We start from the raw sequence: 20,717 nt of genomic DNA, 5'->3' as shown, positions 1-20,717 counted from the left end.
TTCCTTATAATTATTAGTATTCTATTGGTCTATTTTTTACATTGGTGAATATTTTCATTGGGTTAAGTTGCTATTTTACTTTTTTTTTGTAGGAAAAAAGTTTACAGTAATTGTGTAACCACAAGAGGTAAATATTGCATCTAAAGTGTTTACACTAATAATAATATTTCAAAAAGGGAAATGAAAACTATGTTTGCTAGAAGTAAGTTATTCAGTGCAATCCAACTTTCTTTGATTGCCACAGCAACCTTATCTGGCTCGGCGTTTGCTGAATCTGATAATGAGAATGGTGCAAAGGAAATTGAGAAAATTCAGGTTACAGGTTCGCGCATCGCGCGTTTCGAGCTTACCCAACCTTCTCCAACAATCACACTAACTGGCGAACAGATCGAACAATCAGGTATACCTGATCTTGCTTCTGTACTAGCTGAATTACCTGCAATTGGGGCAACGGGTACACTTAGAGCGAATACTGGTAGTAGTGAGAATGCGGGTTCAAGTACTATCGACTTACGTCGTCTAGGAACCGATAGAACACTTGTGTTAGTTAACGGCAAACGTCACGTTGCAGGGCAACAAGGTTCAGCCGTAGTTGACCTTTCGACTATCCCAACAGCAATGATTAAGCGTGTTGAGGTGATCACGGGTGGTGCTTCTGCTATCTATGGTTCTGACGCAGTTTCAGGTGTTGTTAACATCATCACAAGAGATGATTTTGAAGGTCTTGAGCTAAAAGCTTCATTCAGTGATTCGCTTCATGGTGTAGGTAATCAAAATAAAACCTTTAGTCTGGTTGGTGGTGTTTCGACTGCTAACGGTAAAGGTAACGCCACTGTCTACATCTCTAAAGACTCAGTAAATGAAGTAATGGAAAGAGACTTGCCTCATTACACCGAGGGCTCAACAGTGGTTAACCCGGCTAACACAGGTGAAGATGATGGTATTTTAGATAGGATCTGGGCACCAAATGTTCTTTCAGAATGGATCAGCCAAACAGCCGTATTAGATCATGCTAGCACCAATTATACGTTCGATAATGCAGGAAATGGACAACTAATGCCAGTTAGGGATTTGTCAAATTCAGCTGCTTTTGGTAGTTTCCCTGATGGTTGTGAGCTTTGCTTCTCGACTTCAAGATATGTAAACTTTTTACCTGAGCGTGATAAAGTCACCGTGGGATCATACTTTAACTATCAACTGAGCGACAATGTTAAGTTTTACTCAGATGTAAAGTATGTTCGCTCAGATATAATCCAGCAAGCTCAGCCCGCTTACCGTTTTGCTGCTGGGGACACAGTTAACCTGCTAGAAAACCCTTTTGTTCCTCAAGAAACAGTGGACTTTTTTGCAGCAAAAGACAAGCAAGTCGTCAAGATTAACAAATTTTTCGATGAAATTGGTAACCGTGAAGCACGTAATAAACGTGAAACATTCAGACTTGTAACTGGTTTCAAAGGTGACTTTACATTAAGTGATACACTATTTGACTATGACGTCTACTACTCGTACGGCCGTACTGAAAATGACCGTATTCAAGCAAACGATCTGATTGTTGGCAACTGGGTTGCAGCGCTAGATTCTGTTATAAACCCTGAGACGGGTAAGGCAGACTGCCGCGCGAACGTACCATCAATGCAAGGTGAAGGTTACAAGAATCCAGCAACTGTGGATGTTGGCAACTGTGTAGCCTATAACCCATTTGGTTACGACCAAGCTTCTCAAGAAGCAAAAGACTGGGTGAGTGCTAACGTTACAAGACAAGATACTATCAAGCAACGCTACTACGGTGGCTCAGTATCATTTGATAGTTCTGAATGGTTTGAGTTACCAGGCGGAGCATTAGGAATGGCGCTTGGTTACGAAAAGCGTTGGGAGTCTTCGGGTTCAATCACTGATGAGTTAACCAAATCTGGCGCTTTGAATGAAGTTGCTACACCGGATACTTATGGTGAGTACGATGTATCAGAATGGTTCTTTGAGATCAATTTACCACTTCTTTCTGATGCGTATCTAGCACACGAATTGAGTATTGATGCTGCATTTAGACGCGCAGATTACTCCCATGCCGGTGAAGTAGATGCATGGAAAGCCGGTTTTATGTGGTCACCAATTGAAGGCTATAGTTTACGTGGTACATACAGTGAAGCTGTTAGAGCGCCAAACGTAACAGAAGCGTTCTCTCCTCGTAGTCCTGATTTTGCACGAGTTTGGGATCCATGTGATACAACAAGACTTGCTAACAATCCTAACCGAGCTGCTAACTGTGCGGCATTGGGTATTCCTGCTGATCATATCGGACAAGACAATGCGAGTAAGCGTGTAATTCTAGGCGGTAATCCAAATTTGGATCCGGAAGAATCTACTTCATTCACATTGGGCTTTGTAGCCACAGCGTTTGAGGATTTCTCTTTCAGCATCGACTACTATGATATTGAAATTACAGATGCAATTCAGTCAATAGCGCCTCAAACTGTAGCTAATAACTGTGTGGATGGCCCTGAACTTGATCCTGTTTTCTGTAGTCAAGTTACTCGTGATCCTAACAACAATTCGATTACTTTTGTTGAATCTGGTTACTTAAACACTGCAAAACTAGCACTATCTGGTATTGAAGCTGACTTTAATTATAATCTTGATCTAGCTGATTTCTCACTACCTGGTAGTGTAAAGCTTAATTTGTTTGTGAACCACGTCATAAAATACGATGCATTCGAATTCCAGAACCGTCCAGATGTTAAAGACCGTGAAGATGGCGAAATGGGTGACCCAACATGGCAAGCTACATTTAGAGCAGTTTATAACTTAGATGATCTAGCTGTGACATGGAGCAGCCGCTTTATCGATCGCTCAGCAATCATTGATTTAAAAGAAACATTCTCTCCAGAAGGTGAACCTCTTGGTGATAATGCTGAAGATACACAATATGCCTACGCTCCTAGCATGGTTTATCATGACATTTCAGCGCGTTATTTCGTGTCTAGTGAACTGAAAGTAGAAGCAGGTGTACGTAATGTATTCGATAAAATTCTTCCTAAATTTGTCGGTGGTTCAGGTGTAGACTCTGCTATTTATGATCCTTGGGGTAGAAGAGCGTTTGTAAACGTTTCATATACGTTCTAATCTCTTCAAGTTAGAATATCTTCAACGCCAATCAGTTTTTACTGATTGGCGTTTTTTTCTTAATGCAAACTTAAGCGTAATTGAATATTAAGAGTAATTGGACCTAATTAATTAAAGTCATAATAAGTCCAAATCGAGCTTATCGCTGGTTAGCGAAAGGGGTGTATGTCGCCTTTAACAATATTTCAGAGATAATGATGGGTCAGAAGGAAAAGCTAATTTTTGGTGGAAGTAAGACTCAGATTTACTCTCTAAGTCTTATAAATCAAGAAGCGATTAGCAGATTATTTTAAGCCTTCCTTAGAATACAAAGTAACCTTATTTGAAACTAAAGTCACTTTGATATTCTTTTCTTCACTCCCCCAAATACAAGCGGTGTGTAGTGTTTTTTCTTCGCACTTATCAGCTGAACCTAGAATTTCCTCAAGAGCCGCGCGTTCCATACCAACTTCAATTTTATTGTAATTTTCTAAGTTAACCTTTGAGCATCCAACTAGAGTAAGTAGCGCAGTAGTGATTATCAATTTTTTCATAATAGTTACCCGTTCTAATGTTTATATTTTCTTATTTGAAAGATCACCCCAAGCTTAGGGTGATCAAGATAGTGAACATCACCACTGTATACTCTTGTATATTGAGACATACGAGCAGTGTTTAACTTGCCATTATCTTCGTACTTTAGATCTAAATCAGTAGTGACATACAAATAGTGGCGTACATGGATCTTAATAAAGCCTTCTAACTGATAGCTAATTGTAGATTGTTCTTCGGAAAGGTCGAATTGCTGTGTACCAGCTAACAGATCATTAATTGATGGTATCGCAACATAGCTGGTCTCAATGGGTTGTCTTTCGCCTGCTTTAATTATCACGTTTGGCGCTCGGCGTTTACTGGTTTCAGGAAATCGCCAGCCAGTATGCAGTAAAGGCTGTAAGCCTTTTCTTTTAAGTTGCGCAATCTTATCGGTAAACTGCAGCTGGTCGGGTGCAAGTAAATAAATTGAATCCATATGATCTTGCGGTTGTACTTCAGGTGTTATTGGTAACCGATCATATAAATCGATATAGCTGAAATTAGGATCGCATGCCCAAGAACTTGTTTGCATCGTTATATTATGAATAAGGTCAAGGTTTGCAAAAGCACGATCGCCTCTCATACAGCTATTAAACCCCGTATTATTGTATCCGGCAGTTAATAAATCGAGTGTATTTCGACGAGATAGTGGTTCAAGTTCAATGCTAAAATCCTCTTTCAGTTCTGCACTTTCTTGTTGCTCAAAGGCAATTAACTCAACCTCAAACCATCTTACAGCATGCGCATTAGATGTACTCAGCGAAGATAAAAGAAGCACTGTTTTTATTATGTTTTTCATGCAACTGCCTTTTTCCCAAAATCGTCCATCATAGCATTAACTAATTTAAGCCTTTCTCTTGCATTCTTTTCTTCAATAAAGAATTTGAATTTGTTAGCACCTTCCATACGGTAGAGGCTCGGGTTGCTTTGTATCAAGCCAATAATGAATGTCGGGTTAACACGGGTGTTACTGGTGAACTCAAAATATCCGCCCTTGGGGTTCGCTTCCACTTTATTTATGCCTAATTCATTGGCTTTAAACTTTGCGCTCTGTACTTCAAACAAGTTTTTGGCTGCATCAGGAAGTAGCCCAAAGCGGTCAATTAGTTCTATTTGTAATTCGTCAAGTTCTCTGGCGTCTTTAACACTGGCAATACGTTTATACATGCTGAGTCTGATATTGACATCAGGAATATAGTCGTCTGGCAGCAAGGCTGGGAGTTTGAGATCTATTTCGCACTGCTGTTGTAATAAATTGTTTAACGTTGGCTCTTTGCCATTTTTTAGTGCATCAACTGCCTGCTCTAACATTTCCATAAATAATGTGAAGCCAACCGTTTGGATCTGACCGCTTTGCTCATCGCCTAGCAATTCACCGGCGCCACGGATCTCTAAATCATGAGTTGCCAGAGCAAAGCCCGCGCCTAAGTCTTCAAGTTCTTCAATAGCATGCAAGCGTTTTACCGCGTCTTTGGTCAACGACTGACTATTACGCGTCAGCAGGTAAGCATAAGCTTGGTGATGACTTCGACCGACACGGCCTCGTAACTGGTGCAGCTGGGCGAGACCAAGTTTGTCAGCTCTGTCCATAATAATGGTGTTTGCTGTTGGAATATCGATACCCGTTTCAATGATGGTGGTACAGACTAACACATTGTGTTTTTGATGGTAGAAATCATTCATCAACTGTTCTAAATCACGCTCACGCATTTGCCCGTGGGCGACGGCAATTGAAGCCTCGGGAACCAACTGAGCTAGGTCGTAGGCCACTTTATCAATGGTTTCCACTGCATTATGCAGGAAATAGACTTGACCACCACGTTTAATTTCACGAAGTATCGCCTCACGTATTAATTCGTCGTCTCTTTCGCGAACAAACGTTTTGACTGGTAGGCGTTTTGCAGGTGGCGTAGCAATAATTGATAAATCGCGCATCCCGCTCATTGCCATATTCAGCGTTCTTGGGATGGGGGTAGCTGTTAGCGTTAAGATATCAACGTCTGCTCTTAGCTGCTTAATTTTTTCTTTTTGGCGCACACCAAAGCGATGTTCTTCATCGACAATTAGCAGCCCTAAATCTTTAAATTTAATGTTTTCTTGAATGAGCTTGTGAGTACCAATAACAATATCAAGCTTGCCATTTTCAAGCAGTTGTAACGTCTCTTTTTGTTCTTTGGCTGAGTTGAATCGAGAGAGAACACCAACTTCTACTGGAAAATCAGCAAAGCGGTCTTTGAAATTTTCGTAGTGTTGTTGCGCTAGTAAGGTAGTTGGAACCAAGACTGCGATTTGCTTGCTGTCGTTAACGGCAACGAAGGCTGCCCGCATTGCTACTTCTGTTTTTCCAAAACCTACATCACCACAAACCAATCTGTCCATAGCTAAGGGAGACTGCATATCCGCTAACACAGCAGCAATGGCATCACTTTGGTCTTGAGTTTCTTCATAGGGAAAACTGTCTGAGAATTGCTGATAAGCACTTTTATCTAATTTAAAAGCATAACCCGGTTTGCTTTGTCGTTTCGCGTAGATATCGAGTAACTCTGCGGCTACATCTCTGACCTTTTCTGCGGCTTTTCGTTTGGCTTTTTCCCAAGCATCTGAACCTAACTTATGGAGTGGGGCACTGGCTTCTTCACCACCTGAGTACCTGCTTAGCATATGCAAAGCAGAAACGGGCACATAAAGCTTGGCCTCGTTTGCGTAAATGATAGTGACGAATTCAGTTTGTATGCCAGCTGCATCTATGGTTTCTAGCCCTTGATACCTTCCTACGCCATGATCTAAATGGACAATTGGTTGACCTTGTTTTAGCTCAGCTAAGTTTCGAATTAACGCGTCTTGGCCTTGCTCATACTTATGTTTTCGACGTCGCTTTTGTGATGCCTTTATTCCTAGTAATTCTTGTTCGGTGATAATGGAGATATGAGGTTTTCCAGCTAATTTTACGCTGGTTGCTAATGGGCTAACTAAGATACCAACATCATTAGAAGAATGTTGAAATTCATCAACTGATTTAACTTGAGTAAGTTTTAAAGCAGTCGGCTTTAGCAATGCAAATAACGACTCTCTGCGACCTTCAGATTCAACGCTAAGTAACACTTTAGTGGCACTTTTTTTTGCGTCTGTAATGTATTTTATAAGCTTCTGATATGGGTCAGCAGCTTTGTGGTCGATCCTTACATCGGGCAAAAGTTCAGCCGACAAATTATAATGTCCGGCCTTCGTGCCTAATTGAGCTTGGCTGAGTTTTATCCTGGGAAACTGATTAAAGCCTTCAAACAGGACTTCAACAGGTTGATAGAGTTTACCGGGTTCTAACAGCGGTCTTAACGGGTCAACTTTGCGACTTTCATAACGTTTATTGACATCCTGCCAAAAATCTTTAGCGGCAGATTCTAAGTCGCCAAGTTGCATAATTACCGTGTGTTTAGGCAAATAGTCAAAAATGGTGGTTAGATTGTCAAAAAATAGTGGCAAATAATACTCTATACCAGCAGGCCAATTTCCTTTACTGACTTGCATATAAATACTGTCTTGTTCAGAACTAGCGCCGAAATGCTCGCGGTAATTTACTCTAAAACGTTCGATATCTTCAGCATTGGTTGGAAACTCGTGCGCTGGTAACAAGTCAATTTTCTCAACCTCTTCACTGGAGCGTTGCGTTTCAATGTCGAAATGACGTATGGAATCGATCTCATCGTCAAAGAAATCTATGCGATAGGGGAGCACACTTCCCATGGGATAAAGATCAATAATCGAGCCGCGGACCGCAAATTCCCCGTGTTCCATCACCTGCTGTACGTGACGGTAGCCTGCCAGAGTTAATGATTCTCTCAATGCTTGTACGTCAGTGACTTCACCTTTGCGGTAATTCAAAGACATACCGTAGATATAGCTAGGAGGTGCCGTTCTTAACATCAACGTAGACACGGGCAAAATCAGTACGAGCTTACTCTCTTTTTTCAAAGAGTTTAGTGTCGCGAGGCGTTGAGAAATAATATCTTGATGAGGTGAAAAGTGGTCATAAGGTAATGTTTCCCAGTCTGGGAAAAGCATTACCTTGGTATCTGTTAATAAAAACCCGAGTTCTAACTCAAGGCGAAGTGCAGAAGAAGCGTCTGGAGTGACCAATAAAATGACATCATCGTGCTTTTTTACGCTGTCACTGACAGCCAGAGAAAGTCCGCTTCCAACCAGGTTTCCCCAATTGATTTTATCCTTAACAGATTTAACCCAAGGTAAGTTATCCCATTGCGCCTTCGCCATTGATTACTCCTCTATTTTAATCGCGATAAATCTTGCACAGATCTTGGTAGTGATCGATTCTACGGTCTCTTAGATACGGCCATATACGGCGAACCGATTCACTTCTTGCCATATCTATTTCAACTACTGCGGTTTGTTCTTGCGTTTCTGACGCGTGAAGTAGCATTTCACCTTGTGGACCAGTAACGAACGAATTACCCCAAAATAAAATACCTTCGCTTTGGTTTGAAGGATCTGATTCATGACCGACGCGGTTAACACTGATCACGGGCACACCATTTGATACAGCATGTGCTCGCTGTGCAATAATCCAAGCATCACGTTGTCGGATTTGCTCAGCTTTATCATCTCGAGGGTCCCAACCTATTGCTGTTGGATAAATCAATAGCTCAGCTCCAGCCATAGCCATTAATCTTGCTCCCTCAGGAAACCATTGATCCCAACATACCAGTACACCAAGTTTACCTAGAGAGGTTTGAATAGGCGTAAAGCCCATATCACCTGGTGTAAAATAAAACTTTTCATAAAAGCCTGGATCATCTGGAATATGCATTTTGCGGTATTTACCTGCAATTGAACCGTCACTATCTAGGACCACAGCTGTGTTGTGGTACAGGCCGGTGGCACGCTTTTCAAATAAAGAAGCGACGATAACAACGTTCAATTGTTTAGCTAACGCGCCCAAAGTGTCGGTACTTGGACCTGGTATCGTCTCAGCAAGCTCAAACAATTCAGTATCTTCGGTTTGACAAAAATATAAGCTGCGGTGGAGCTCTTGTAACACTATAAGTTGCGCACCTTGTGCAGCCGCGTTTCTAATCTCATTACATGTTTTATCAAAATTGTCTGCTAAGTTTGCACAATTGCTATGCTGTACAATTCCTACTTGAATTCTTCTTTCAGACATAATTAGTTACCTCAAAAAACCTTTAGGTAGCTGCATTGTGATGCAGTGCAGGCTACCAAACTGGTGAATAATAGGAAGGCAATTGATACCAATAACCGTTCTTTCTGGATGCGCTTTTGCTATTTGTGCTAGAGCTGCTTGGTCATTTTCATCGTCATAAATCGGAACTAATACCGTTTTATTGATAATCAAGTAATTTGCGTAAGTCGCTGGTAATCTATCACCATCGCTATCATATTTTGCTGTTGGCCAAGGCAGTGGTATCAGGTCATATGGGCTACCCTCAGCTGTTCGAAAACTTTTCAACTGAGTTTCCATCGCCTGTAGCGCCTCATAATGCTCATCATTAGGATTGTTGCAGGTCACATACACCAAGGTGTTGTTTGGCGCAAAACGAACCAAGGTATCGATATGACTATCGGTATCATCACCAGCAAGAAACCCATGGTCTACCCAAAGAAATGATTGCGCACCCAGTTGATCAGATAGTGCCTGCTCGAGATCTGTTTTACTCATATTCGGATTTCTGTTCGGATTGAGTAAACACTCTGAGGTAGTTAATAAGGTTTTGTGTTCGTTAATCTCGATACCGCCACCTTCCAGTACAATATCAACCTTTTGGTAGGTGCAGTTGTCGGCCAAAATTTCAGCGGCAAGTCTTTCGTTAATTGCATTATCTAACTCTGCTGGGAACTTGTTTCCCCAGCCGGTAAAAGTAAAATCTTTCAAACACAACTGGCCGCTCTCTGATTGCACTGTGATAGGGCCGTGATCTCTTGCCCACGTGTCATTGCAAGGAGTGGTGATGAAACGCACTTTGGACAAATCCACTTCTGCATCAGTTAAAAGTGCTACTACGTGAGATTTTAAGGTTTCACTATGCACAACAATAACCACTGATTGTACTTGCGAGATATGTTGACAAAGATTGATATAAACAGGCTCAACGCTATCAAGAATTGGCTGCCAGTCGGTATCTGCGTGAGGCCAGGTTAGCATGACTGCGTCTTGCTCTGCCCACTCAGGTAGAAGTGTAAAGCTCATTAATTATTCACCATCAATAAGTAAGCCTATAGTTTACCATTTGACTTACAGCTGTCAGTAAAAAATTTGGATTTACATCCACCTATGAACGAGATAAAGATCTAGACCCAGTAACATTATTGTCATTACGATGGTTGTTTTGTGCGGGAGTTCAGCTTTTTTCAGCGTCGGTGTCGTCAGCTTCGTTCTCATCGCTGTGTTTGCGCTTCAGCTGGCGAGTTTGCGCGTGTAAACTGGCGCGCACCAAAAGCTCCTGATCTTGTTCTCTGATCTGAGAAAAGGCGAGGGTGTACTGGTTTTGATCTATACCGATCACTTCGGAGTAGCAGAAAATAGCACTTGCCTCAGAACTGAGAAAAATTTTAGTGCGAAATGACTGACCCATTTCGTATCGTTCTTCGAGTGTAACCTTAAGTCCGCCACCGCCATAGCTATCGCAGTACAGATTGTCGTCATCCGGGGACTCTTGGGCGAGAATATGGCCAATAATCAGATCGATTTTCCGCGATTGGGCTTGTAAATAAGCAGCTAGTTCAGTCGCTACATCGCCAATGTTACGCAACGGTCTAAGCGCCTTTAATTCAAGCTCGTTAACTTCGTTCGCAAGTTTGAACAAAGGCGGTATGGAAGCGTCGAGTTGAGATTCAGTTTTAGGCACCATGTTCTTGTCAACGGAGCACAGATTAATTTGTACTTGTTCATTGATCTGGAAGTAATCGTCGAATGCTTCTTGCAAACTAGGCTTCATAACTGTCTCTCAACTCGCTTTAACGAGTACTGCTATAATTTCCGTTATATTAGCGGCTTAAGCCACCAATAATCAAACTTTGAATTCCTCGAGTAGCTTTTCTTGTGAGGAAATTTTCTCTACTTGCGATTGCATTGTCGAATCGACATTTTTCGCTTCTATATACACAGTATCAGAAATCTCTCTGATTGAAGTCGAGCTCAAGTTTACATTCGTAACAATTTCCGATTGTTCGCTGAGCATCTGAGCAATTCGCGTGTTTAATTCGACGATATGCTTAATAGCGCCACGAATATCTTGCAGCGCCGCGCGTGTTTCTTCAGCTTTTTCTACTGTTTTATCCACATACTGCTGACTCTGTTTCATGACCAATACGGCGCTTTCCGAGCCTGATTGTAGTTGGTCAATCATCGATTTAATTTCAGTTGTTGCTTCTTGGGTACGTTGGGCAAGCGTTCTAACTTCATCTGCCACAACAGCAAAGCCACGACCTGATTCGCCGGCTCTGGCAGCTTCTATCGCAGCATTTAGCGCAAGTAAATTAGTTTGTTCTGCGATACCATTTATCACAGATAATATTTGCTCAATAGCTGAAGAAGCGCTTTCTAGCTCGGTTACAACGGCAACCGCGGAGCTGATCTGACTAGATAACTCATCTATAGTAGTAGTTGTTTCAGAGACTATTTGCTCGCCATGAATTGCTGCCTGATCTGTTTCTTTTATTGCTTCAGCGGCTTCATGGGCTGATTGTGTAATTTGATGTTCATTGTCTGACATATGGGTGGTAGCTTCGTCCAGTTTCTTAATACTGGAAAGCTGACTTTGAATTGCAATTTTTGCGTTTTTAGCAACTTGAGAGGTTTGCTGCGCATCGTCAAGCACCTCGTGTCCAAGACCTTGGATATTGGCGATTAGTTTCTGCAAACTTGCGGTGAATAAATTAAAATTCTTTGAGATCTCCGCAAACTCTGGTTCATGTGCTGTGTCTAGTCGAACGGTTAAATCAGCATTGCCTTTTGCAATGTTCGCCATGGCCTCGTTAATTTCCTCAAGAGGTCGCATCAGTAGGTTGATCACGAATGAAAGTAATGCAATGCTGAGCACCACCGCTACTAAAGTAAAAGTTATTGCATCAGTTCTTAAGTCAGAGACGGTAGCGAACACTAGGTCTTTTTCGAGAGAAACGCCCAAATACCAGTCAAGCCCTTCAACTTTTTTGAAAACCACCAAGCGTTCAGTTCCATCTATTTCGACATATTGAACTGTGGTTGATGGCTTCACGCCTTGTAAAAATGGTTCAGAGGATTTGCCGTTTAACTTAGTATTCGGGTGAGAAATAGTTGTACCGTCTTCGCTTATCATAAAAGCGTAGCCAGCGTCATATAAGTCAAACGAATTTATCATATCGCCAAGTTTAGCAAGACTAACGTCGAAAAAGATTGCACCTTCAAAGCGGCCGTTCTTTTTCACTGGTGTACCAATAGAGACAACAATTTCGTTTGTTACTGCATCAGCATAAGGCGCAGTTATAATGAGTTTGCCGGCTGATTTTGCATCAGTATACCAAGGTCGTTTTCTTGGGTCCCATCCAGCCCCGGGGTCCCAGTTAGGATCGCTAGCCACGTAGTTACCCGAACTCTCGTCACCATAACCAATTAACAAAAAGTTTTCTGTTAAGGTTGGCTGAGAAATTATAGGGAAGGCTTGTTGGAGTGAGTTTGTATTGGCGACAAGGCTGGTTGTTAATGCAGCCAAATCAGTGGCGCCGGTGATCTGAGCAGTAACGGTATTACTGATCCCCTGAATAATCTCTGCTGTGCTTTGCTCTATTTGCTCTTCAATAGACATTTGTACAGAAAAATACTGCTTTAGCGACAATAATAACAGTGCCAACAATAGAACAATCGCCGACATGGATACCACTTTATGTTTAAACTTCACACCCATACTCCAAAAAAGACAACTGTTATAAAGTTATGACAAATAATAAGAAAATGCCAAACATTTAACGCTTATCTGAAGGGTATTTATGATTATTGTCAATTCATTAATAATTTATTCATTCGGTAAGTTCTAGACTCGAGATTAGGAGGATAGAAACATGAACAATAGAGTAAATTACCTTACCGCACTAACTTCGGCGTTAATGATATCTGCGTGTGGAGGATCGGGTTCTGATAATAAATCAAATGAGCAGAATAGCGGCAGTGTTACGCCAAAAACAACCGTAACCATCGGGTTATCAGATGCTGCGGTAACGAACCTTTCTGAAGTAAATTTAGTCATTCAAAGCGTTACTTTAAGAGCTGAAGGACAAGATGACATTACTTTTGACACATTAGACGATTCTGGAAACCCTCAACAAGTCAACTTACTAGACTTTACCGGTGACGATGTATTTTTAATAGTTAGAGACCAAGAAATCCCTGCAGGAAGCTACCAGTGGATCAGAGCAGATGTAATCAACGGAGACAGTGGTGAAAATTTAGAATTAGTTTCGAACGTTAAATATTTGGATGATACTCAAGCACCGCTCGTAGTAACTCGAAAAGCAAATGATGGCGTTGGTGAAATTCAGCTAAATGATTTTACAGTGAATGAAGGTGAGAATGAATTGGTGCTTGAATTTGACCTAAATAAAGCACTTCACAAACGTGGCAACAGCAACACAGTTTATTTGAAACCTACGGCAGTACGACTCGAGAACCTATTAACTACGCTTGACATCAACGGTAGTTTGTCTGACGAGCTTAAAACAGCGTGTATTGCCGATAACTCAGAATCGGCACCAGAAAATGGTGACTTTAAGCATGTGGTTTATCTTTACGATAGCAGTGTTGTTGATATAGGAGATATCAGTGAACAAGAAAATGCGCCAAATGCAACAGCGACTGTCGATCTAGAAAGCAACTACACGATCGCATTCGTAAAACCAGGAGATTACGTCATTGCATATTCTTGTTTGGGGCATTTAGATGATGCGGAAACCGTAGATGAATCGTTTTCGCTCTATCAGCAGAAAGCTATCTCGGTGACTGCTGACACAACGGTCAATTTTGACGTCGAAAGTAACTAGAGTGTGCTGATTTTTGCTGTTTGGTTTTTGTTTTCCGCAGTGGGTTTGAGCGCGGCGCTCGACTTGCCGCCTAGCAATCTAAACAAAAGTTGAGCAACAATGCACAAAGCGCACTGAAGGGAACCCGCTGGGCAGCGACGTATTAGCGAGTTTACGTAAACAAGGCTAAGTAACCTGAACGCAAAAACAAAAATGGCGCATCAATGTGCGCCATTTTATATAAGTTAGAAAACTTATGCGTTTTCTAATGCTGTACGAGCGTCAACATATTCCATGTTGAAACCATCAGCAACTTCCTTACATGTGATCTTACCGTTGATTACGTTTAGACCATCCATAAAGTGTTTGTCAGCAAGTAGTGCTTCTTTATAGCCTAGGTTTGCTAGTTTGATGATGTAAGGTAGTGTTGCGTTGTTAAGTGCAAAAGTAGAAGTACGTGGAACCGCACCTGGCATGTTGGCAACACAATAGTGAACAACTTCATCAACGATGTAAGTAGGTTCTGCGTGTGTAGTTGCTTTAGAAGTCGCAATACAACCACCTTGGTCAATCGCAACGTCAACGATTGCAGCGCCTGGCTTCATCGCTTTAATGTGTTCAGCGGTAACTAGTTTTGGCGCTGCTGCACCTGGAATTAGTACACCACCGATTACTAGGTCAGCTTCAAGTACGTGTTTCTCAAGCGCATCCGCTGTTGAGTAAACTGCTTTAGCTTGGCTGCCGAACTGTGCATTAAGCGAACGTAGTACGTCGATGTTACGGTCAAGAATCGTAACGTCAGCACCAAGACCTACAGCCATTTGAGCCGCGTTCCGACCTACCATACCACCACCAATAACAACAACTTTCGCTGGCTCAACACCTGGTACGCCACCTAGCAACATGCCACGACCTTCACGTGATTTCTCAAGCGCTTGTGCACCAGCTTGGATGGACATACGGCCTGCAACTTCAGACATTGGTGCAAGAAGTGGTAAACCACCGCGAGCGTCTGTTACAGTTTCATAAGCGATACAGATTGCGCCACTTTTCACTAGGTCTTCAGTTTGTGGAAGATCTGGTGCTAGGTGTAAGTAAGTGAATAGGATTTGACCTTCACGTAACATTGCACGCTCAACGGCTTGAGGCTCTTTTACTTTTACAATCATGTCTGCAGTAGCAAATACTTCTGCTGGAGTAGCAAGTACCTTAGCACCAACTTCTTGGTAATCTTCGTCAGTGAAACCGATACCAATACCAGCGTTAGTTTCAACTACTACTTCGTGACCGTGATTAATTAGCTCACGAACACTCGCAGGAACCATACCCACGCGGTATTCATGGTTTTTTATTTCTTTAGGTACACCAATAATCATAATAATTCGCCTCAAAATAAGAACGGGATAAAATTTTCGACTATTATATTTACCTATAGCCAGTTTGTCTTACTGTTTTTATAGTGTAGAGTAGTTATATTATCTGAATTTAAATTCAAAACAGGATATAAAACTGGCTCATGCACCAACAATTAGACAGAATAGATAGAAAGATTTTAGTCGAACTGCAAAAAGATGGCAGAGTTTCCAACGTAGAACTGGCGAAACGCATTGGTTTAAGTGCCACGCCGTGTTTAGAACGTGTCAAAAAATTAGAGCGTGAAGGCTTTATTAGGGGATATAAGGCGGTAGTGGATCCTGCTAAACTAGGCCAGGGACTGTTAGTATTTGTGGAAGTGACAGTAAACAAAAACTCCCCCGATGTATTCGATAAGTTTAACCAAGCGGTGAAACAGCATGATGAGATCATTGAATGCCACCTTGTTTCAGGTAATTTTGACTATCTATTAAAAACCCGAGTTACCGACATGTCTGAATACCGAGGCGTTCTGGGTGAAATTCTTCTAAAATTGCCCAGTATCAGTGAAAGTCGTACCTATGTCGTCATGGAAGAAGTAAAAGGGGAGGAGGGTGAGGTAATAAAACCTTGTGCACCTTAAAGCTTTTCTTGGTAAGGTGTGACTATATACAGCATTTATAATGCAAATAACGAATTATGCTGAAATTTCAGCCAATTTTGCCCAAATAAAAGAGACAAAATAAGGTTTAATTACAATGCGCTTAAATGGTGTGCAACGCCTCTTAGAAACCGGCCTAATTGTAAGCACTGCGGCAGCGATATTTATGCTGTGCGCATTAATAAGCTTCGACCCTGCAGATCCCGCTTGGACACAGTCTGGCGAATATGTAAAAGTGAAAAACATAACTGGCGCTGCGGGTGCTTGGTTAGCTGATATAATGCTTTTAAGCTTTGGCTGGCTATCTTTTCTGATCCCGGCTGGCGTTCAGTTTATGGGCTATCTGCTCTTCAAAAAGCCGCATAAAATACTTCAGCTTGATTACACCACACTTGGACTGCGTTTAATCGGTGCGACGCTCTTTATAACATCGGCATGTGCAATCAGCAGTATCAACTTCGACGATATTTTTAACTTCTCATCAGGTGGTGTCATTGGTGATGTTGTAGCCAGTGCAATGATGCCAGCTTTTAATTTTACTGGTACTTCAATTCTACTGTTATGCTTCTTTTTCGCTGGGTTAACGTTACTGACGGGAGTTTCCTGGGTAGAATTTGTTGATTACCTAGGTGAAAAAGTTGTCGCGACTTGTCGCTGGCTTGCTAGCAAGTTTGCCGCTAAGTCGCAAAAAGAGAGTAAAGAAAATACGCTTGTATTTGCCAATACTGAAGAATTGCCCGCTGATGAATCGGCCTCAATTAACGAACAGTCAAAACAGGACAAGCAAGAGGCCGAGGATGATGAAAAGGAGCCATCTCAAACTACTCGTGGCTTTGGTAAATTAAAAGATCGTCTATTTAGTAAAAATCAATCAGCAGATGAGGCTGAGTTTCGTGAGCCACGTTTAGAGCCTGACGTGTTCGATGAATTAGATGACATATTGGAACAAGAAATCGCATTTTCGGCTGTCGAAGATGAGCCTCTCGATACTGTTGCTGCACTGAATGCTTTAGATGAAGCCCCAGTTCACGAGACGAAAGTGGTGTCACCCGCGCGGCCAATAAAGACAAAGCCAGGTTATCAGCCTCCACCAACGGCAAAAGAAAAATTTGAAGCTCTATTGGACGCAGAACCGCCTAAGAATCCTCTGCCATCTTTAGATTTACTAGATAGACCAGATAAAGCTAAAAACCCGATTTCAGAAGAAGAGCTTGAACAGGTATCGCGGTTAGTAGAGACCAAACTTCTTGACTTCAATGTGCAAGCAAAAGTAGTAGGGGTTTATCCAGGCCCGGTTGTGACCAGATTTGAACTTGATCTTGCACCGGGCATTAAAGTGGCCAAAATTACTGGGCTGGCAAAAGATTTAGCTCGCTCCTTGTCCGCAGTCAGTGTGCGGGTAGTGGAAGTAATACCGGGCAAAACTTACGTTGGTCTGGAATTGCCAAACAAACATCGTGAGATTGTCCGTCTGTCTGAAGTGATGAATGCGCCAAAATTTGAGCAAAACCCATCTCCTTTAACCATGGTACTAGGTAAAGATATCGCTGGACAACCTGTGGTTGCCGATCTTGCTAAGATGCCTCATCTACTGGTTGCAGGGACCACCGGTTCAGGTAAGTCAGTGGGCGTTAATGTGATGATATTAAGCTTGCTTTACAAGTCACCGCCTGAAGACGTCCGGATGATCATGATCGATCCAAAAATGCTGGAATTATCGGTTTATGAAGGTATACCGCATTTGCTTTGTGAAGTTGTAACTGACATGAAAGAAGCTGCCAACGCGCTACGCTGGTGCGTTGGGGAAATGGAACGTCGTTATAAACTCATGTCGGCGCTTGGCGTCAGAAACTTAAAGGGTTACAACCAAAAGATAAAAGATGCAAAGGAAGCTGGCTACCCAATTTTAGATCCATTATTTAAAGATACCGATGGCATGGCGGAGGAGCCGCAAGAATTGGATAAATTACCCAGTATTGTCGTGGTCATCGATGAATTCGCTGACATGATGATGATAGTTGGTAAAAAGGTAGAAGAATTGATCGCGCGGATCGCGCAAAAGGCGAGGGCTGCGGGCATTCATTTGGTATTGGCAACGCAACGTCCTTCGGTTGATGTGATCACCGGTTTGATCAAAGCGAATATACCAACTCGGATGGCTTTCCAAGTTTCTAGTAAAATTGACTCAAGGACCATTTTGGACCAGCAAGGTGCTGAAAACTTGTTGGGTATGGGTGATATGTTGTACTTACCACCGGGGACCAGTGTTCCGATCCGAGTTCATGGTGCATTTGTTGACGATCATGAAGTACACGCCGTGGTGAGTGACTGGAAAGCCAGAGGGAAACCGAACTACATTGAAGAAATTTTATGTGGGGATGCGACAGAAGACATTTTATTGCCAGGAGAAGCTCCTGAGGGTCAAGATGAAGAATCCGATCCACTTTATGATGAGGCGGTTGGCTTTGTTATTGAATCCGGGAAGGTTTCGGTTTCTAGTGTTCAAAGAAAATTGCGAGTAGGTTATAACCGTGCCGCTAGGCTAGTTGAACAAATGGAAATGTCAGGTGTAGTTAGTGCGCCAGGTCATAACGGCGCTCGAGAAGTATTAGTTAAAGGCGGAGCCAATTAATGAAGAAAATATTAACCACAGTTGCATTGGCAGTCAGTACCGTTACATTTACAACGGACGTTCAAGCAGAACAGTCGGCTATGGACCAGCTAAAACAAACCTTAGCCAAAATGACAAGCTTCCAAGGCAAATTTGAGCAAGTTGTTAAAGATGAACAAGGTAATGTATTACAACAAGGCGCGGGTCAAATTACCTTGGCACAACCGTTGAAGATCCGCTGGCAACAAGAGATGCCTGATGAAACTTTGTTTGTTTCTGAAGGTAAAACGACGTATTACTATGATGCTTTTGCCGAGCAAGTCACTATTATGGATACCAATAAGCTCATTGATACCACGCCATTTGTGTTATTAACCACGCAAGATATGACACAATGGAATAAGTATCAGGTGACGCTTAACACAACGACCTATGAAATTACCCCAAATGAGACCGTTGAGTCTCAAGTAGAGAAATTAACATTGGAATTCAATAAATCCGGTGATTCACTCGCTAAACTAAGTGTAATAGATGTTTCTGGGCAACTTTCTTCATTTACGTTCAAAAACACCAAAGTTAACGAGACTATATCGGATACAACATTCCAATTTACAGTGCCTGAAGGAGTGGTCGTCGACGACCAAACGCAAAGTGACTAACTTTGGATTTGATTTTGCTCCAGATGTGAGACCGTTGGCCGCTAGAATGCGGCCAACGTCGTTAGATAACTACCTAGGACAAAGCCATATTTTGTCTAAGGGATCTGTGCTTTATAAGGCAATCACATCAGGGAAATGCCATAGCTTGATTTTATGGGGACCGCCTGGTGTTGGAAAAACCACCTTGGCAGAACTGATAGCGAAGTATGCTCAGGCAGAGTTTATCAAGTTGTCAGCGGTTTCAGCCGGAATCAAAGATATCAAAGATGCGGTATTGGAAGCCAAGAGCCGATTAGCCCAATCCGGTCAGAGGACCTTATTGTTTGTTGATGAGGTTCATCGATTCAATAAATCACAGCAAGACGCATTTTTACCTCACATTGAGGATGGCACTTTTACGTTTATTGGTGCGACCACAGAAAACCCATCTTTTGCGCTTAATAATGCCATTTTGTCTAGAGCGCGGGTGTATACATTAAAATCACTGACAATTAGCGAGCTTAAAACAACAATAGAACAGGCTTTATCTCTAGATGTGCAGCTGAAAAATCAAAACGTAGGTATCGCGGATGCGGAAATTGAACTGCTTGCCAAGGCCGCAAATGGCGATGCGCGCAAAGCGTTAAACCTTTTGGAACAAGCGGTGGATTTAAGTTTTGATCCCGAAGCCGGACAGTGCCTCATTACCCAGGCTGTGCTGCAACATGTTCTACCCAGTCATTTATCATCGTACGATAACAAAGGTGACTTGTACTATGACTTGATTTCAGCATTTCACAAATCTGTGCGAGGCAGCTCACCTGATGCAGCGTTATATTGGTATTGTAAGATCCTTGCCGGCGGTGGTGACGCTTTGTATGTTGCGCGTCGCTTGCTGGCCATTGCAACTGAGGACATTGGTAATGCAGATCCAAGAGCCATGCAAGTCGCTTTAAACGCTTGGGATATCTATCATAGAGTCGGTCCGAGTGAAGGCGAACGAGCCATAGCTCAAGCTACCCTTTACCTTGCTAGTGCGCCAAAAAGCAATGCGGTGTACATGGCATTTAACCAAGCTAAACAAGACGCTAAAAATGACCCTAATTACCCAGTTCCTGAGCATTTACGTAATGCGCCGACTGCGTTGATGAAAGAAATGGGTTTTGGAGCAGAGTACCGCTACGCACATAATGAACCGGGAGCATTTGCTGCCGGAGAAAGCTATTTGCCAGAGGATATATCCGGCAGGCAATATTACTTCCCTTCAGACCGTGGTCTGGAAAAGCAGATCCAAGAAAAGTTAAGCTATTTGGCCCAGCAAAATGCCAATAGTAAAAACAAAAGGTACGATTAGAAATGTGGTTGACTTATCTTAGTGTAGCCCTAGGTGGAGCAATAGGCGCCATGCTGAGGTTTTTAATCAACGATATAAGCATAAAACTACTCGGTAAGGGATTCCCTTTTGGTACGTTGATCGTTAATATTCTCGGTTCATTATTAATGGGTGTACTTTACGGTTTAATCGAAAAACAAGTGATTGCAGTCTCGCCAGCGAAAACCTTAATTGGCATTGGCTTTCTTGGGGCTCTTACGACTTTTTCAACTTTTTCTATGGACTCTTTGCTGTTGTTACAGCAAGGACAATACGTGAAAATGGCGCTCAATATCACATTAAATGTGGTGGCTTGTATATTTATGGCCTGGATAGGCCTGAGCCTTATCATGCAAAAAGGTTAAT

Annotated in this window: 15 protein-coding genes; 7 read left to right on the top strand and 8 right to left on the bottom strand. The window is 42.2% G+C overall.

Translation table 11 applies throughout. From position 1 onward, the window contains the following. Positions 1-189 precede the first annotated feature (189 nt). On the top strand, positions 190-3,120 hold the full coding sequence (locus ACSLBF_RS08880) for a TonB-dependent receptor domain-containing protein (protein WP_440053062.1): 2,931 nt from the start codon (positions 190-192) through the stop codon (positions 3,118-3,120). 284 nt (positions 3,121-3,404) lie between these two features. On the opposite strand, the gene ACSLBF_RS08875 is transcribed toward ACSLBF_RS08880, so the two are convergent. From ACSLBF_RS08875 to ACSLBF_RS08845, 7 genes are all read right to left on the bottom strand, one after another. Then, complete coding sequence (locus ACSLBF_RS08875) at positions 3,405-3,653, bottom strand: DUF3862 domain-containing protein (protein ID WP_440053061.1); 249 nt, start codon at positions 3,651-3,653, stop codon at positions 3,405-3,407. 14 nt (positions 3,654-3,667) lie between these two features. After that, positions 3,668-4,492 carry a CsiV family protein gene (locus tag ACSLBF_RS08870; RefSeq protein ID WP_440053060.1) on the bottom strand — a complete coding sequence of 275 codons (825 nt, stop codon included), beginning with the start codon at positions 4,490-4,492 and terminating at the stop codon, positions 3,668-3,670. After that, complete coding sequence (gene mfd / locus ACSLBF_RS08865) at positions 4,489-7,962, bottom strand: transcription-repair coupling factor (RefSeq protein ID WP_440053059.1); 3,474 nt, start codon at positions 7,960-7,962, stop codon at positions 4,489-4,491. Before mfd ends, ACSLBF_RS08870 begins: the two co-directional genes overlap by 4 nt. A 16-nt stretch (positions 7,963-7,978) precedes the next feature. Then, a complete protein-coding gene (locus ACSLBF_RS08860; protein WP_440053058.1) occupies positions 7,979-8,869 on the bottom strand; it encodes a carbon-nitrogen hydrolase in 891 nt (296 codons plus the stop codon). Between the two features lie 6 nt (positions 8,870-8,875). Further along, complete coding sequence (locus ACSLBF_RS08855; RefSeq protein ID WP_440053057.1) at positions 8,876-9,913, bottom strand: agmatine deiminase family protein; 1,038 nt, start codon at positions 9,911-9,913, stop codon at positions 8,876-8,878. Between the two features lie 151 nt (positions 9,914-10,064). After that, a complete protein-coding gene (locus ACSLBF_RS08850) occupies positions 10,065-10,661 on the bottom strand; it encodes a PilZ domain-containing protein (protein ID WP_440053056.1) in 597 nt (198 codons plus the stop codon). A 72-nt stretch (positions 10,662-10,733) separates the two neighbouring features. Beyond that, complete coding sequence (locus ACSLBF_RS08845; RefSeq protein ID WP_440053055.1) at positions 10,734-12,608, bottom strand: methyl-accepting chemotaxis protein; 1,875 nt, start codon at positions 12,606-12,608, stop codon at positions 10,734-10,736. A 154-nt stretch (positions 12,609-12,762) separates the two neighbouring features. On the opposite strand from ACSLBF_RS08845, the gene ACSLBF_RS08840 reads away from it, so the two are divergent. Further along, complete coding sequence (locus ACSLBF_RS08840) at positions 12,763-13,737, top strand: DUF4382 domain-containing protein (protein ID WP_440053054.1); 975 nt, start codon at positions 12,763-12,765, stop codon at positions 13,735-13,737. Between the two features lie 233 nt (positions 13,738-13,970). Here the strand turns inward: ACSLBF_RS08840 and ald are convergent, their stop codons facing one another. Beyond that, positions 13,971-15,092 carry an alanine dehydrogenase gene (ald, locus tag ACSLBF_RS08835; protein WP_440053053.1) on the bottom strand — a complete coding sequence of 374 codons (1,122 nt, stop codon included), beginning with the start codon at positions 15,090-15,092 and terminating at the stop codon, positions 13,971-13,973. A 140-nt stretch (positions 15,093-15,232) separates the two neighbouring features. On the opposite strand from ald, the gene lrp reads away from it, so the two are divergent. The 5 genes from lrp to crcB all read left to right on the top strand — a co-directional run bounded on the left by lrp (position 15,233) and on the right by crcB (position 20,716). Next, positions 15,233-15,712: a leucine-responsive transcriptional regulator Lrp gene (gene lrp, locus ACSLBF_RS08830; RefSeq protein WP_440053052.1), complete on the top strand. Its 480-nt coding sequence runs from the start codon at positions 15,233-15,235 to the stop codon at positions 15,710-15,712. Between the two features lie 115 nt (positions 15,713-15,827). Beyond that, positions 15,828-18,362 carry a DNA translocase FtsK 4TM domain-containing protein gene (locus ACSLBF_RS08825; protein ID WP_440053051.1) on the top strand — a complete coding sequence of 845 codons (2,535 nt, stop codon included), beginning with the start codon at positions 15,828-15,830 and terminating at the stop codon, positions 18,360-18,362. Continuing rightward, complete coding sequence (gene lolA, locus ACSLBF_RS08820; protein ID WP_440053050.1) at positions 18,362-19,000, top strand: outer membrane lipoprotein chaperone LolA; 639 nt, start codon at positions 18,362-18,364, stop codon at positions 18,998-19,000. The genes ACSLBF_RS08825 and lolA overlap by 1 nt, the downstream gene beginning before the upstream one ends. Further along, positions 18,993-20,333, top strand: a complete 1,341-nt coding sequence (locus ACSLBF_RS08815) for a replication-associated recombination protein A (RefSeq protein WP_440053049.1) — start codon at positions 18,993-18,995, stop codon at positions 20,331-20,333. The genes lolA and ACSLBF_RS08815 overlap by 8 nt, the downstream gene beginning before the upstream one ends. Positions 20,334-20,335: 2 nt before the next feature. Then, positions 20,336-20,716 (top strand): fluoride efflux transporter CrcB, encoded by a 381-nt coding sequence (crcB, locus tag ACSLBF_RS08810; RefSeq protein ID WP_440053048.1) that lies wholly within the window; start codon positions 20,336-20,338, stop codon positions 20,714-20,716. Position 20,717 lies beyond the last annotated feature (1 nt).

The organism is Pseudoalteromonas sp. T1lg65 (assembly GCF_051930985.1).
Lineage (GTDB): Bacteria > Pseudomonadota > Gammaproteobacteria > Enterobacterales > Alteromonadaceae > Pseudoalteromonas.
The sequence above is the reverse complement of the archived record's forward strand: the minus strand, read 5'-3'. Positions and strand labels throughout refer to the sequence as shown.

Coding starts and splice junctions, on each gene's coding strand:
- ACSLBF_RS08880 (WP_440053062.1), top strand. CDS start 190: ATGTTTGCTAGAAGTAAGTTATTCAGTGCAATCCAACTTTCTTTGATT.
- ACSLBF_RS08875 (WP_440053061.1), bottom strand. CDS start 3,653: ATGAAAAAATTGATAATCACTACTGCGCTACTTACTCTAGTTGGATGC.
- ACSLBF_RS08870 (WP_440053060.1), bottom strand. CDS start 4,492: ATGAAAAACATAATAAAAACAGTGCTTCTTTTATCTTCGCTGAGTACA.
- mfd (WP_440053059.1), bottom strand. CDS start 7,962: ATGGCGAAGGCGCAATGGGATAACTTACCTTGGGTTAAATCTGTTAAG.
- ACSLBF_RS08860 (WP_440053058.1), bottom strand. CDS start 8,869: ATGTCTGAAAGAAGAATTCAAGTAGGAATTGTACAGCATAGCAATTGT.
- ACSLBF_RS08855 (WP_440053057.1), bottom strand. CDS start 9,913: ATGAGCTTTACACTTCTACCTGAGTGGGCAGAGCAAGACGCAGTCATG.
- ACSLBF_RS08850 (WP_440053056.1), bottom strand. CDS start 10,661: ATGAAGCCTAGTTTGCAAGAAGCATTCGACGATTACTTCCAGATCAAT.
- ACSLBF_RS08845 (WP_440053055.1), bottom strand. CDS start 12,608: ATGGGTGTGAAGTTTAAACATAAAGTGGTATCCATGTCGGCGATTGTT.
- ACSLBF_RS08840 (WP_440053054.1), top strand. CDS start 12,763: ATGAACAATAGAGTAAATTACCTTACCGCACTAACTTCGGCGTTAATG.
- ald (WP_440053053.1), bottom strand. CDS start 15,092: ATGATTATTGGTGTACCTAAAGAAATAAAAAACCATGAATACCGCGTG.
- lrp (WP_440053052.1), top strand. CDS start 15,233: ATGCACCAACAATTAGACAGAATAGATAGAAAGATTTTAGTCGAACTG.
- ACSLBF_RS08825 (WP_440053051.1), top strand. CDS start 15,828: ATGCGCTTAAATGGTGTGCAACGCCTCTTAGAAACCGGCCTAATTGTA.
- lolA (WP_440053050.1), top strand. CDS start 18,362: ATGAAGAAAATATTAACCACAGTTGCATTGGCAGTCAGTACCGTTACA.
- crcB (WP_440053048.1), top strand. CDS start 20,336: ATGTGGTTGACTTATCTTAGTGTAGCCCTAGGTGGAGCAATAGGCGCC.